The 13,986-nt window shown below is 35.7% G+C and carries 11 protein-coding genes; 3 read left to right on the forward strand and 8 right to left on the reverse strand.

What is annotated here, in order from left to right; genetic code table 11:
• Positions 1 to 4: 4 nt before the first annotated feature.
• From GQ40_RS16125 to GQ40_RS16150, 6 genes are all read right to left on the reverse strand, one after another.
• Complete coding sequence (locus tag GQ40_RS16125) at positions 5 to 1,417, reverse strand: sodium:solute symporter family transporter (RefSeq protein WP_052184297.1); 1,413 nt, start codon at positions 1,415 to 1,417, stop codon at positions 5 to 7.
• A 74-nt stretch (positions 1,418 to 1,491) separates the two neighbouring features.
• Positions 1,492 to 2,934 carry a SusD/RagB family nutrient-binding outer membrane lipoprotein gene (locus GQ40_RS16130; protein ID WP_047552098.1) on the reverse strand — a complete coding sequence of 481 codons (1,443 nt, stop codon included), beginning with the start codon at positions 2,932 to 2,934 and terminating at the stop codon, positions 1,492 to 1,494.
• A 10-nt stretch (positions 2,935 to 2,944) separates the two neighbouring features.
• The gene (locus GQ40_RS16135) at positions 2,945 to 6,139 is read right to left on the reverse strand and encodes a SusC/RagA family TonB-linked outer membrane protein (protein WP_047550768.1); all 3,195 of its coding nucleotides are present in this window, start codon (positions 6,137 to 6,139) and stop codon (positions 2,945 to 2,947) included.
• A 110-nt stretch (positions 6,140 to 6,249) separates the two neighbouring features.
• The gene (locus GQ40_RS16140) at positions 6,250 to 6,936 is read right to left on the reverse strand and encodes a DUF2064 domain-containing protein (RefSeq protein ID WP_047550770.1); all 687 of its coding nucleotides are present in this window, start codon (positions 6,934 to 6,936) and stop codon (positions 6,250 to 6,252) included.
• 114 nt (positions 6,937 to 7,050) lie between these two features.
• Positions 7,051 to 8,115 (reverse strand): arsenosugar biosynthesis radical SAM (seleno)protein ArsS, encoded by a 1,065-nt coding sequence (gene arsS / locus GQ40_RS16145; protein ID WP_047550773.1) that lies wholly within the window; start codon positions 8,113 to 8,115, stop codon positions 7,051 to 7,053.
• Positions 8,116 to 8,234: 119 nt separating this feature from the next.
• Positions 8,235 to 8,570 (reverse strand): arsenosugar biosynthesis-associated peroxidase-like protein, encoded by a 336-nt coding sequence (locus GQ40_RS16150; RefSeq protein ID WP_047550776.1) that lies wholly within the window; start codon positions 8,568 to 8,570, stop codon positions 8,235 to 8,237.
• A gap of 176 nt (positions 8,571 to 8,746) precedes the next feature.
• Here GQ40_RS16150 and xdhC point away from each other — a divergent pair, with 176 nt between their 5' ends.
• The 3 genes from xdhC to GQ40_RS16165 all read left to right on the forward strand — a co-directional run bounded on the left by xdhC (position 8,747) and on the right by GQ40_RS16165 (position 11,104).
• A complete protein-coding gene (gene xdhC / locus GQ40_RS16155) occupies positions 8,747 to 9,517 on the forward strand; it encodes a xanthine dehydrogenase accessory protein XdhC (protein WP_052184298.1) in 771 nt (256 codons plus the stop codon).
• A gap of 100 nt (positions 9,518 to 9,617) precedes the next feature.
• A complete protein-coding gene (locus tag GQ40_RS16160; RefSeq protein WP_047550779.1) occupies positions 9,618 to 10,625 on the forward strand; it encodes a hypothetical protein in 1,008 nt (335 codons plus the stop codon).
• Positions 10,622 to 11,104 carry a nucleoside-triphosphatase gene (locus GQ40_RS16165; RefSeq protein ID WP_047550782.1) on the forward strand — a complete coding sequence of 161 codons (483 nt, stop codon included), beginning with the start codon at positions 10,622 to 10,624 and terminating at the stop codon, positions 11,102 to 11,104. Before GQ40_RS16160 ends, GQ40_RS16165 begins: the two co-directional genes overlap by 4 nt.
• A 67-nt stretch (positions 11,105 to 11,171) precedes the next feature.
• Here GQ40_RS16165 and GQ40_RS16170 read toward each other — a convergent pair whose 3' ends face one another.
• The gene (locus GQ40_RS16170; protein ID WP_047550785.1) at positions 11,172 to 11,645 is read right to left on the reverse strand and encodes a nucleoside deaminase; all 474 of its coding nucleotides are present in this window, start codon (positions 11,643 to 11,645) and stop codon (positions 11,172 to 11,174) included.
• A 75-nt stretch (positions 11,646 to 11,720) separates the two neighbouring features.
• On the reverse strand, positions 11,721 to 13,985 hold the full coding sequence (locus tag GQ40_RS16175) for a BamA/TamA family outer membrane protein (RefSeq protein WP_047550788.1): 2,265 nt from the start codon (positions 13,983 to 13,985) through the stop codon (positions 11,721 to 11,723).
• Between the last annotated feature and the right edge of the window lies 1 nt (position 13,986).

Raw genomic sequence — 13,986 nt, forward strand, 5'->3', positions numbered from 1 at the left:
ATCTTCAATTTACTTGTTTGGCTGAGCGTGTCGAAGCCAATAACTTCGGAATCATATAGAGCAAACAACAACTCAAAATTCCCCAAACGTTTACCCAGAGCAAATCGGCATATTTACCTTCTGTAAAAATCAATACCTGCGGAAATATGCCAAATACAAGCATAAACCCAAAAACCAGTCCGCAAATGACACTTAAATAAAAGCTAGCTCTAGGGACTTTCATATTCCAGAACACAAATACAGGAGTTAAACCAATAACCATCGTTCCCGAAATGGTTGTGGCAGATAAAATCTCAGCATTTAAAAACACAGGAATCGTTCCTAAAATGGCAATTGCAGCCATTGAAGCACGTCCAAAGGTTAAATTTTTCCCCAAATTAAGATCAACAGCCAATAGTTTAGAAAACGATGAAAACGTCGAATCTAATGTGGATGCAGCAGATGTGATCATGATAAAGTTAATGACCAATAATATCACAACGCCAAAAGCCTTACCCACTTCTACAGCTGCTTGTCCTTTCATACCTTGGGTTTGTGCGTAGACACCAATTAGGCTAAACAAGACAATACAAATTGCTCCAAGAACACTGGCTAAAATAAAGCTACGTCTCGTCACTTTAGGCGAACTAATAAATGCACGGTCTGTCAAAACGGGATCATGAAACGGATAACTAAACGATTGTATAATGGCAGCAAAAAATAAATTTAACCCCAATTCAAAACTCCATGTTCCTGAAGTTGCGATAGCTTGGGTTGAGAAATTTTCCGTAGAAAAAATAGTCCCTAAAATGACCATCAACAATACCGAAAATAGCACCATTTGAATCACATCTGTAAATATAGAACTACTTAAACCGCCTTTAACCGCGTAGGCTAAAGTGAGCGCAGTAAACACAATGATTGCTAAATAGTAAGGTTGGGTTCCGGTATCTCCAAAGTAACTTCCGATAACCATGGTGTTGCTCCACACTTCGTTAAACAAACGAATGGCAATTAAAATGGAGAAGATTGCCATGGCACCTTTTCCAAATTTTGAGGTTAGAAATTGATGAATACTTTTAAAGCCACCTTTGGTTCTTATTTGGTAAATGAGAATCCCAGCAACTGCGAAAGACAAATAATAGCCAGCATAGGCAACACCACCAACAATCCCAAAATCTAAACCTAGATTTGCTGCATTGGTGATGCTTTTTGCAAAAATCCAAGAAATGATCAAACTACCGGTGAGCACCAAGGTGTTTGGTGCTTTACGGTTGTTTACAGCTTTAAAAAACTGATCTCGGGTTTTCGCTAAAGGAGACAACAAAAACAGTATCAAACTTGATACGATTATTAATGCCCATTGAGCCCATCCTAGCCTTCCCGAAGGGAAGGAATTCTCACTCAAACTAAAAAGTATGCTCAAAAATGGGTTCATATTTATCTAAAATTCATTTGGTGTAAGTTCCAGTTCCAGTTCCCTTTCCTTTGGGAAGGATTAAGGATGGGATTCTACTCATCCCACCAAACTGGTACATTAATGCTATTGTCATCTGTAGCAGCTGCAGCTTCACTATAATTTTCATTGTTTAAAGCTTCCTCTTCTGCAGGATAAGGCATTCGAACAGGAATTAAATCATTATTGAAACTTGCTGAAATAGTCAAAAATTCAGGGAATCCCGTTCTACGATATTCGACCCAACCTTCATATCCGTTTATGATGTTTGCAATCCATTTTTGCGTTACAATTTGTTGTATAGGTGTTGTTCCTGCTGCGTTAAATGCTGCGTTTCCAGATAGATAATCTGCTGGTAACTCAGTATTCCAATATTCAAATGCGAGCGCAACACCAGTTTCATAAAAATTTTGAGCATCTGCTGTAATCAGGTTTCTTGCTGCAGCTTCTGCCAGTGCAAATTGCACTTCCCAAGCAGTTATAAAATTGGCGTCAAGCGTTGAGGTATCTTCTCTAAATGAAGTTCCTGCCAAAGAATAATCTGCTAATGCTACAGAGGTTTCCGAAGGATCAATCCCATTTAATAACCCATTAAACTCGCCAGAGGTTGAGTTTGAAAAAGGTCTAAAAAATGTACCAATTCTCGTGTCATTTAAATTGTTGAGAATGCCTTCCATCGTTTCAGATAACACGAAATTATTAAAATCTCCAACGCGCAATTGCGCTAATCTAAAACTGTTAGGATCTGTATTGGTAAAATTGAAAATCGCATTTTGAGCGTTTGAAGTGATATAATTACCATCATTAAAAATAGTTTGTAGTTCTGCGGAAACATCAACTTGTCCAGAAATTCTCAGCAAATGTTTAATTTTTAAGGAGTTTGCAAAACGTACCCAAGCATTCAAGTCGCCATCAAATAAAATATCACCTTCTAAGGGAATTACATCGTTATACGCTTCGATTGCAGCAATACCTTTGTCAAGGTTGTCTAAAATTCCGTTTTCATTTTGGTAAATATCCTCTTGTAAATCGTATGCAGGAGTTACGGTCCCATTAACACCATTAAAGGCTTCAAAATAAGGAACATCGCCAAATAGATCGGTTAATCCTGCAGCCATATAAGCTTTTAAAATAAGCGCAGGACCTTCATAAACCGAAAATGTTTCAACGTTTCTCGATTGATTTAAAATAATCTCATTATCACGGAGATTCGTGTAAAATATTGGCCAAGGATTCCCACCTAGTTGTGGCGATTTTAGTGCATGACGATCAAATAGGTTAAAGTCTAAAGCAGTTCTATGTTGTGATAATAAATCTCCTGCTACAAAGCCTTCGTAGCTCATGTTTTCTCCAAAATCATAAATCACTTGACGTAACAATAAACTTGGTTGTACAGTTACTGGTGAATTAGGATTGGTATTGATCTCTTCAAAATCTTTGGTACAACTTATTGTTGCTAAAAGACCTATTAGTGTAAATATATATAGTATGTTTTTCATTTTAATTTTTTTAGAAGTTAAATCCAGCTTTAAAACCAATGCTACGTGTTGTCGCATAACTCATATCTTCAACACCACTTATAAACCCATTGCCTTGTACTGCGAGTTGCTCTGGGTCAAAATGCGGATTTTCAGTAATCACAAATAAGTTGTTTCCAATTAGAGAAAGACTTAAATCTGCACCTTCCTTCAATCCTAAAAAGCCATCTTTTAATTTGAAATCATAACCAATTGAAAATTGACGAAGCTTTAAAAATGACGCATCATAGACGTTATTTTCTTCATGGTTTCTATCGTAAAATTGTCGGTAATAGCTTTCCGCAGAAACAGAAACTGTATTTGGTAATCCTGTGGTTTGATTGACGCCTTGAGCGACAAAACCGTCTTCTGGTCTAAAAGCAGTTTCTGCCAATTGGCCACCAACGTTTCCTAAAGCTCGAGTTCTCGAAACGATTTCTCCACCTTGTCTCCAATCGAATAGGAAACTCAAATTCCAATTTTTATAGCTGAAATTATTATTCCATCCTAAAGTGAAATCTGGATTGTAGTTTCCGATTTTCTGTAAGTTGTTATCTGCAATAAATCGTCCGTTATCATCGATTATAAATTCACCATTTTCGTTCTTTAAGTAACCTGTTCCGTAGATATCTCCAATGCGCCCACCTTCTTCAACCTGAAACCAAACGGTTTGGTTGGCGCTGTCGTAAATCCTGCTATATGCCAATGTTAATCTACCATCTTCTTGTGGTAAATTTTTAATAGTAGATCGACTCGTAGCGAAGTTGAACAATGTATTCCATCTAAAATCTTGTGTTCTAATTGGCGTTGCCCCTAAAATAATCTCAACACCTTGTGTGTTCACTTTTCCGCCATTTACGACTTGTTGGTTATAACCTGAAGATATAGCTATTGGTAAGGAAATAATTTGATCTTGCGTCGTTGCATTGTAATACGTGAGATCAAAAGTCAAACGGTCTTTGAAAAAACGTAAATCGGTACCAACTTCAAAAGACGTGGTTTGCTCTGGTTTTAAGTTGGAATTTGGTATGAAATTTTGATCACTAAATGTTGGCTGACCATTAAACGGTGTTTGTGATACAAACGCTCCAGAGGTTTGATACGCTCCAGTATCGTTACCAACTTGTGCAACACTAGCTCTTAGTTTTGCAAATGAAAATACTTGAGGTAATTCTGTAAAATTTGATAACACAAAACTTGTGGATATTGACGGATAGAAGAAAGAAGTTCCATCTACCGAAAATGGCGTTGCCAAAGCACTTGACCAATCATTACGTCCCGTAATATCTAAAAACAGATAATCTTTGTACCCAAACTTTGCAATCCCATAGAACGAATTGATTCGTTTTCTACTCTCAAATTGAAAAGCCTCAATTGGAGATGCAGCATTATTAAGATTGAAAATTCCAGGTTGTGCTAAGTTGACTGTTTGTAATTGTTTGGTGGATGCATTTTGGTCTAGACGATTTCCGCCGAGAGAGACATCAAAAGAAAGATCACCAAATTGATTGTTGTAATTCACTAAAAAGTCGGTGTTGACTTCTCTAAATGTGACGTCATGCTCTGCATAGCCTCCATTTTGAAAACGATTGCTACTAAAGCTACGACGCAATTGTCTGGTTTCACTGCTGTAGTCCATTCCTGTTCTTAGCGATACGCTTAAATTATCTGTGATATTATGCTTAATTCTAATATTTCCGAAGACACGATCACGCTCAAATGAGTTTCTGTTTTCATACAGAATGAAGTACGGATTGTCGAAAAACGTATAGTTAAAAGAGTATTGTTGTAACCCTTCCAAACCAGGTTGCCAGTAATTTCTTAAGCTATTGATGTTTAAGGAACGTGGTCCCCAAGCAACGAGTGAATAGTTGACGTTTTCACTACCATAACCATTAGATGGCCTATTGTCGCTACTTGAATTAACGTAACTTATTGAGGTGTTGATTTCTGTTTTTTCTGAAGGCTGAAAATTGAGTTTTGCAGCAACCGTTTGTCTATCGAGATTCACGCCAGGAATGATGGATTCACTTCGTAGATCTGTAAATGATAAACGGTAATTACCAGTTTCAAATCCATTAGAAATTGAGAGATTATTAATTGTGGTCACGCCAGTTTCGTAGAAATCCTTTAGGTTGTCTGGATTTGATCTAAATTCGGTTGGCGTAATTGGAATCCCTGAATATAGAGAGGTGTCACCACCTCGTACAAAAACACCGTTACTTAAATCTACAGGACTATCAAATTGCGGAATCAAAATCCCAGCATCCAATCGTGGTCCCCAAGAATAGGTGATGTTGTCACTTATTCCACCACCTAATCCATCAACGTACTCAAATTCTCCAGACTGACCTTGCCCATATTGATTTTGAAAATCGGGTAAACGAAATGCAGAATCCACGAAAAGAGATGTATTAAAACTAATACCCAAGCCTTTTTTGTTTAGACCATCTTTGGTTTTGATGACAATTACTCCATTTGAAGCTCGCGTCCCGTAAAGTGCAGCAGCATTGGCTCCCTTTAAAACGGTTACCGATTCTATATCATCTGGATTGACTTCCATGGCACCATTACCAAAATCGATCTCTTGAAAACCTGCAGCAGCTTCGTTGGTAAAGTTGAAAACGGTTTCGTTATTTATTGGAGTGCCATCCACAATAAATAATGGATTGTTATTTGAAAACGACGACTCACCACGAATCGTAATTTTTGATGAAGACCCAACGCCTGTAGCACCTTGAGTAACGGTTACACCTGCTAGTTTTCCAGCAATATTATCAAGAAAATTGACGGTTTTAACTTCGGTTAAACTTTCAGAATCGAGAGCCTGAACAACGTAACCCAACTCCTTGGTTTCACGTTCTAAGCCTAATGCAGTGATGACAACTTCATCAAGTGCAGACTCGTCTTCTTGTAATTTTACATTGATAATGGTTTGCTCACCAACTGTGATTTTTTGTGTTTTATAACCTAAATATGAAAAGGTTAGAACTGTTGATGCATCTTTGATTTCGATGGTGTATGTTCCATCATCGTCGGAAATTGTACCACTCCCAGATGTTGAGGAAATATTGACATAAGCTAATGGTTGGTTGTCAATTTCACTAGTAATAGTACCAGTTACTGTAATTTGTGCATAGCTAAAACCTGAAAATAATAGCAATATGCAAACATAGATTTGCTTCATAAACTGCCCACGTAAGTGGGTATCTTTTAATTAAAAAATGTGATTATCCTTTCGAGACTTTAACTATGATTAATAGTTTAAGGAATTAAACTCGCAGGTTTTTTGGTTCGTTAAACGTGCAGTAAAACAGGTGAACCTTTATTAAAAAGAAGTGTTTGTGAGAAATTTTCAATAGAAATAAAATAAGAAGATATAATTTCTTTTTCTACGGAAATATAACTAATTAAGTTATCCTTAATAGCTCTTGAAAGCTTCTTAAAGCTATCAATATTATGTTTGGCGTCTAAAAGGGTATCAATATCTGAAAGAAATTCCAAATACGATAATTTGATCCTTTGAGATTGGACTGCCTTCGAAATACTTCGGCTTAAAGCAGACGTTTGCCATGGGAGTTTTAAAAACGTTTCAACATTAAAATGGGACTTTTTTAATCCCATTAAATAAAAACCACCATCTTTTGAAGGCCCTAAAACAATATCGTTTTGTTTTAAGTTTTCAACTGCTTTTAAGATATGCTGTGATTGTAAATGAGGCGTGTCATTACCAATAGTAATCACATTTTCAAACCCTTTGTCATAAACAGATTGTATGGCATTCGTAAAACGCTCACCAAAGGAATTTCCGGTTTGATTTTTTTCCGAAGATAAAAAATAGGGTATACCTGTCTTTTTAACAACCTTAAGGGTTTGTAAATTAAGTGCGTCAAATAATAATTGCGAAGATTGAAACGGTTTTTGAATCGCTTCGAACTCAGCAGAATTTGCAAATATTAATATGGCTGTTTGGTTGTTTTTCATCTTTAGTCTTCACGAAAGTGGAGATCTCATTTTCTGTTTTTTCCTGCAAGCTTTTTAAAGCCTTGTAGGTCAATCGTCTTTTTTTAACTGTGAGATTCCTGCCCTCGCAGGAATTTATGCAACACTACCTTGGCAGCTACTTCCTGCGCCTGCAGTACAACCGTAACAATGTTGTGAAATCACGATATTTCGTCCTTCTAATAATTCTTCGTTAAATTCTGAAATATGCTTGGATTTACTATTCACTGGCAATTCTAGCATTTGATTAAAATCGCAATCAAACAAGTAGCCATCCCAACTAATCGAGAGTGTATTTGTGCACATTACGTTTTGTACAGCAGCAGGATTATAAGCCTCTACCAATTGGTACATATAATCTTCGTAGTTTTCTGATGCTATTAAATAATCAAGAAAACGCGCTATTGGTAAATTGGTGATCGCAAAAAGATTATGGAATTGAATGCCAAAATCTTCCATCAACGCTTTTTTGAAATCTTTTTCCATGGCAGCTTGATCGCCTGGTAAAAAAGCACCAGATGGGTTATAAACTAAATCCAATCGCAATTCACTATCTGGCATTCCGTAGCCAACAGCATTCAATTCTTGCAAGGCTTTTATAGACTTAGCAAAAACACCGTCACCACGTTGTTTATCGGTTTTTCCCTTGGTCCAGTGTGGCATTGAACTTACGACGTGAACATTATGTTTTTTAAAAAATTCTGGTAAATCGTAATATTTTTTGTTCGCACGAATGATTGTTAAGTTAGAACGCACGATAAAATCTTTGATTCCAACTTTTGCTGCTTCTTCTACAAACCATCTAAAATCTGGATTCATCTCTGGAGCACCACCTGTTAAATCTAAGGTATGCGCACCAGAGTTCTTAATAACTTCCAAACATTGTCTCATCGTCTCGCGAGTCATAATTTCCTTTCGGTCTGGACCTGCATCTACGTGGCAATGCTCACAAACTTGGTTACACATGTAACCCACATTGATTTGTAGTATTTCTAATTTTTTAGCTTTTAGTGGAAATTGACTTGTCTCAGAAATTTTAGCTTTAAATGTTGGTAATTCTCCGTTTTGGAAAATCCCGTTAGATAAAATTTCGAGCTGTCTGTTACTTTGTGCTAAATCGCTTCCTTTTTTATGTAGGGATTGTGTTTTTACTTTCGTCATATTAATTTTTAGAACTAGATTTACTGGTGATTACTATCTGCGTTAGGGTGGAGGCATTGTTGGAGCTCCTCTTAGAGAGCGACTGCCGAGAGCCTGACCCTTGTGGTAACGCCCAAATACTAACCGTCTAGTTTATTAACTTTATTCATCATTTGAACGCCATGTACCAATGTAGCTCCACTCTTTATAGCAGCTCCAACATGAATGGCTTCCATCATTTCTTCTTTTGTAACACCTCGCTGTAAACCGTCTTTGGTGTAGGCATCAATGCAATAAGGGCACTGCTCTGTATGGGCAACAGCCAATGCAATCAACGATTTTTCACGGGCTGTGAGGGCACCTTCTTCAAAAACTTTTCCGTAGTATTCAAAGAACTTGTTTCCTAATTCTTCACCCCATTCTGTAATTTTACTGAATTTTCTTAGGTCTGCTGGGTCGTAATATGTTTTTGACATGTTTAAAATTTCAAGGGTTTAAAATATTTACGTAAAAAATAGATGTCTAGTTTTGTCGATAATAAATATCAAACTTAACAGAAAATATATGACAATACTAATTTATTTTTTTGGTTTAATTTGAAATATGCCTTACATGAAAAAAGTAGTACTTTTAAAAACTCTTTAAGTGAAACATGAAGAATTGGATTGACGTATTATCAAGCTTTAAAGAAAAGCGAGAACCTGTTGCGCTCGTTACAGTAACAAAATGTTATGGATCAACACCTTGCGTGCTTGGATCTAGAATGATAATTACTGAAAATAAAGAACTTTTTGGTACGATTGGAGGTGGAAAATTAGAATTTCTGGCCATAGAAAAAGCTTTAGAGGCACTTCATGAAAATAAAATTATTGAATCTGGATATACCTTAGGACCAGAGTTTGAGCAGTGTTGTGGAGGAAAAGTAGAATTTATTATAGAACCTATGAATCAATCACCAGAATTATTTTTATTTGGAGCAGGACACATTGGTCAAGAAATTGTTAAACTCTTAGTTGGCACACCTTTTAAAGTCAACCTTATTGATTCTCGAGACAATTGGTTCAAGGATAAGGATTTAGATCCAAGTATCAACCCTTGTGAAGTAAGTGAAATTGATTTTAAAACATTTAGGGATGTTGTGCGTTGGGGAAGAGGCTGTTATGTTTTAGTGTTGACGCACAATCATGCTATAGATTTCGATGTCATATCCATGGCTCTAAAAGAGGAAACCAAATATTTGGGTTTAATTGGAAGCAAAACAAAAAAAGCACGTTTTCATAAGATGCTCATTAATGAAATGAATATTGAGGAAGGCATGGATAATGTTATTTGCCCAATTGGATTGCCAATTGGTGGAGATACACCAAAAGAAATTGCAATAAGTGTTGTGGCGCAATTGCTACAAGTGCATTATAAGAAATAGGTAGTGTAATTCAAAATGTCACACTGAGCGCTGTCGAAGTGCTTGTGAAAACAACCATTAAATAAATAATAAAGAGATTCCCGTTTTCACGGGAAATACTATGAAAAGTAACAAATCCATAATTGATAAACTAACCGCACTTTGGGCATTAAACGAGTCTGGGCTTGGTGGTTTTTTACATGTTTTCAATACCCCTTTTACGGGATTGATTGTTGGTGGAGTTTCTATTTTACTCATTAGTTTAATTGCTTTTTATGCTGAAAATAAATGGCAAGCCATCATAAAAGCATTGTTAATTGTGTTGATTATTAAAATGGCAGTGAGTCCTTATTCTCCTTTTGGAGCTTATGTTGCGGTTAGTTTTCAAGCGCTGTTTGGAGCGTTTTTGTTTTCTAATTTCTCATGGAAAGGAGCCACATTGATCATTTTAGGGATTGTCACATTTTTAGAATCTGCACTTCAAAAATTACTGATACTCACCATTGTTTATGGAGAAGGTCTTTGGAAAGCCATCAATATGTATGGTGTATGGGTACAAGAAAAATTAAATTTTATTTCTGAAACTTCCACATCATCTGTTTTAGTAACAACATATCTTGTGGTTTATGGCATTTGCGGAATTTTAGCTGGATTATTCATCAAAAGCATAATTAACATTATATCCAACAAAAAGGAAACCGATTTTTACATCGAGCCTGATAGTCCAGGTTCAGAAAAAAAACCAAGAACAACATCATTTAAATCAAAAATTATATGGGTTTGGTTAATCACTGTCGCTGTGATTGTTTTGGCATTCACTTTTTTTGGAGGCGATTTATTAGGATGGAAAAAAGGGATTTATATTATGCTACGAAGCTTTTTAATTTTGATGCTTTGGTATTTAATTATTGGTCCTTTGTTATTGAAATTAATTCGAAAATATCTCAATAAAAAAGAATCGCAGTACAAAGAGGATATCACTAATGCGATGGATTTGTTCCCCTATTTTATACAGATTATTTCATTTACTTGGCAAGAAACAAAACACCTCAAAGGTTATACGAGATTCAAATATTTTATTGCTAATAGTATTTCCAATTGCATTCATTTTAAAATGTCTTCGGAATGATTTACATCCTCACGGGACCCATAAGATCAGGAAAAACTACAACAATCAAGGATTGGGTAGAGCAAAGAATGGATGTTGATGGATTACTATCTCCAGATGATGACAATGGAAAGCGTTTTTTTCTAAAAATTAAATCACGGGAGGAAATTGAGTTTGAAGTTGAATTCAAATCTGAAAAGACGATAAACATTGGGCGGTTTCATTTTTTAAAATCTTCATTTGAAAAAGCAAATAGTTTTTTAAAAACCTTTTCTTCGGAACCTAAAAACTACTATCTAATTTTAGACGAATTAGGAAAACTAGAACTTAAAAACGAAGGTTTACATGCTTCAACAGAAATTTTAATTTCTAAATTTTTAGATTCTGGAAAACACTATTTAATTTTGGTAGTGCGTGATTATCTTCTCGATGACATTGTTGCACATTATAATATTTCAGAATATAAAATCATAACGAAAGACGCGTTGGATAATTTGTGATCCTATATTTTAAGAATAATCTAATTTCAAAAGTCTTCTATATTCCGAAGAAAAATTTGAATATGTATTAGTACTCTTTTCTATCTTCTTTATTGCTCCATTTATTGAAAGGTTCCATGGCAATATCATGCGCCAATTGTATAAACGGGATTTTTCTTTCTTTATATGGCAAAGGAATTTCGTCATAAATAAATTGATCGTCAAAGCCAATATTTGCAGCGTCTACTTGGGTGCTTCCGTAGTACACTTTTTCTACACGAGACCAATAAATAGCGCCAAGGCACATAGGGCAAGGTTCACATGAGGTGTAAAGCTCACAACCATCTAGTTGAAAACTATTTAAATTTTTGCAGGCATCACGAATTGCCATCACTTCGCCATGTGCTGTTGGATCGTTGGTTGAGGTGACTTTATTGTTGCCTCGTCCTACAATTTTTCCATCTTTTACGATGACGCAACCAAAAGGTCCACCTTCATTATTATTCATTCCTTTTAGAGCAGCGTTTACTGCTTCTTTCATGAATTTTTCGTTATCTGTCATATATGAATTTTGAGTTGGATTTGTATTTTAACACAAGATATTAAATTAGAAATTAAAAGGGTTGATTGGATCATTTTAAAACGAATATCCTATGGCAAAATTTAGTACAGGCTCATCTAATTTAAAATCGAAACGCTGGCCTTCTGGTTCTGAAGGATCATGAAACGGTGCTGCCAAATCAAACCGTATCACAAAACCTTGAATATCGACTCGTAAACCCACTCCAGTTCCCATGCCTAATTCACTTATAAAATTAGAGGTGAATTTATCTGTTGCTACTCCATCAACTTCAAACGCTGGGTTTGCTTTAGAATTCCAAACGTTTCCAGCATCTGCAAATACAGCGCCTTTAAAAAATGAAACGATAGGAAAACGATATTCTATATTGGCTTCTAATCTAATGTTTCCAGTTTGGTCAAAAAAGGTACCGTCACTATTTGGATCGCTATTTTCATTGTAGGTTCCCGGTCCCAAAGATCTAATTCTAAAAGCTCTTACACTATATGGTCCTCCAGAAAAATACTGTTTTACATATGGGACTACATCAGAATTGCCATATGCCAACCCGTAGCCTGCATACACTCGTGTTGCTAATGTTTGCTGTTTGTTTTTTCCGAAGTTATAATGAAAACGAGCATCTACATCTGCTTTAGCATATTGCGCGTATTCCAATCCTAAAAATTGTTTTGGCTCGTTGGGCTCAGCCTCTTTGCCAAGTAAAGAAATAGAGTTTCCTGCTACGTCTAAAGTGGTATTTAAATAGAATTGACTGGATTTATTTGCGTCAACCATCCCATTATAAGTGAACGAAAAGGTCATGCCCGAAATAAATTCTTGGTCAAAGCTGCGTTGTAAAAAAGGATTTTCATCTAAAATTTCCTGAAACGCCTCTGTCGTGCTGGACAATCTTGTATAGCTTATAGAAATAGGATTAAAATCATAGGTTATAAACCTGTTGGCATTCCATGAGTAACCAAAGAGTCCACTTCCCGAAAGTAACGTGTATAGCTTGCTTCTGCTTAGATAATTCACTCCTAAACTTGTTTTTGTCTTCGGAATGGAATATTCAAAAAACTCGTCATTTATATTAAATGGAGAGATAACACGAGGGAAAATGAGCTCACCTTTCGCACCAATTTCAATACTACTCAATCCTGCATTGCTACCACTTGCAAATTGGGTTTCATAACCAATGTTAGTGCTAATATTTAGTGTTTCACCTCCTTTAAAAAGATTACGGTTGCTATAGGTCAATGCGAGATTTGGTCCAGCAAAGTTGTTGGATTTGGTGACTGCTTGCAACTCTGCTCGTATTGCTCGCTTTGTTAAAGGTGATAAATAAATGTTGGCTTCGAGAGTACCTAGGCTATCTGTAAAAAGAGAGTCTATTTCTTTATATTGAATATTTACATATTTGTACGCTCCAATTGTTGATAAACGCCTAGCTGTGTTTTTAGAGGTTTGCGGATTGTAATAACTGTTTTCTTCTATAGTGATGAATTTGTCAAGATATTTTGGCTTAATAAACACAGAATCCTGAAAATAATTTTTATTGTTAAAACGGTCTTTGCCTACATACGTGGAGTCTTGTAAATCATGATCTGGATAAACATTTACTTTCTTTATTTGATATGGAACAGTTGCTTTTTTCGGCACTTCTGCCTTAAGCTTTAAAAATAAATCAAATCTTTTATTTGTGTATTGATTAGTGTCTGCTTCAAAAATAAAAAAGTCTGAATTGAGATTGTAATATCCTTTATTCTTTAATTCTGAATCAATTCTTTGGCGTTCAAATTTCATATTACCCAAATCAAATCTCATGTTTTTATTGAAATTCGTGCTTGATATGGCTTGTTTTACGTCTTCATAAATGGGAGATGGCATTGAGTCTAGTTGAAACTTCTCCATTCTATAAGGCGTTGGTATTTTGAGATCATATTTTACAGAGGCTTCTGTCTCTTGTTCCTCAAAAGCTGAAGTCACCACACTATAGAAAAACCCATTGTTTTCTAAGCGGTTTCTAAGGATATCTTCAACTTCAAAATTTTCAACATCAGATTGGTACACTGGCTTTTCACCAATTTGTTTATATAGCCACCTGTTTAAAAATCCAGGTTTTTCTTTTTGAGTCTTGTAATAATAATAAAGTCCTGGTCGCATACCCAAAAATCCTGAATTTGGTTCTGGCCTTAAAACAGATTCTAATTGCGTCTTTAATTTATCTACATTTTTAACTGTAGAATCTGCAGTTATTTCTATGGTTGCTCCAGTATATAATCGTTCTCCTTCTGGGATGTATTTTTTAATACTGCATGAGTTGAGATACATTCCGAAGAACATA

The sequence above is a fragment of the Psychroserpens sp. Hel_I_66 genome (assembly GCF_000799465.1).
Classification (GTDB): domain Bacteria; phylum Bacteroidota; class Bacteroidia; order Flavobacteriales; family Flavobacteriaceae; genus Psychroserpens.

Bases quoted from the DNA above. Each gene is read 5' to 3' on its own strand.
- GQ40_RS16125 (WP_052184297.1), bottom strand. From the start codon at position 1,417: ATGAACCCATTTTTGAGCATACTTTTTAGTTTGAGTGAGAATTCCTTC.
- GQ40_RS16130 (WP_047552098.1), bottom strand. From the start codon at position 2,934: ATGAAAAACATACTATATATATTTACACTAATAGGTCTTTTAGCAACA.
- GQ40_RS16135 (WP_047550768.1), bottom strand. From the start codon at position 6,139: ATGAAGCAAATCTATGTTTGCATATTGCTATTATTTTCAGGTTTTAGC.
- GQ40_RS16140 (WP_047550770.1), bottom strand. From the start codon at position 6,936: ATGAAAAACAACCAAACAGCCATATTAATATTTGCAAATTCTGCTGAG.
- arsS (WP_047550773.1), bottom strand. From the start codon at position 8,115: ATGACGAAAGTAAAAACACAATCCCTACATAAAAAAGGAAGCGATTTA.
- GQ40_RS16150 (WP_047550776.1), bottom strand. From the start codon at position 8,570: ATGTCAAAAACATATTACGACCCAGCAGACCTAAGAAAATTCAGTAAA.
- xdhC (WP_052184298.1), top strand. From the start codon at position 8,747: ATGAAGAATTGGATTGACGTATTATCAAGCTTTAAAGAAAAGCGAGAA.
- GQ40_RS16160 (WP_047550779.1), top strand. From the start codon at position 9,618: ATGAAAAGTAACAAATCCATAATTGATAAACTAACCGCACTTTGGGCA.
- GQ40_RS16165 (WP_047550782.1), top strand. From the start codon at position 10,622: ATGATTTACATCCTCACGGGACCCATAAGATCAGGAAAAACTACAACA.
- GQ40_RS16170 (WP_047550785.1), bottom strand. From the start codon at position 11,645: ATGACAGATAACGAAAAATTCATGAAAGAAGCAGTAAACGCTGCTCTA.
- GQ40_RS16175 (WP_047550788.1), bottom strand. From the start codon at position 13,985: ATGTTCTTCGGAATGTATCTCAACTCATGCAGTATTAAAAAATACATC.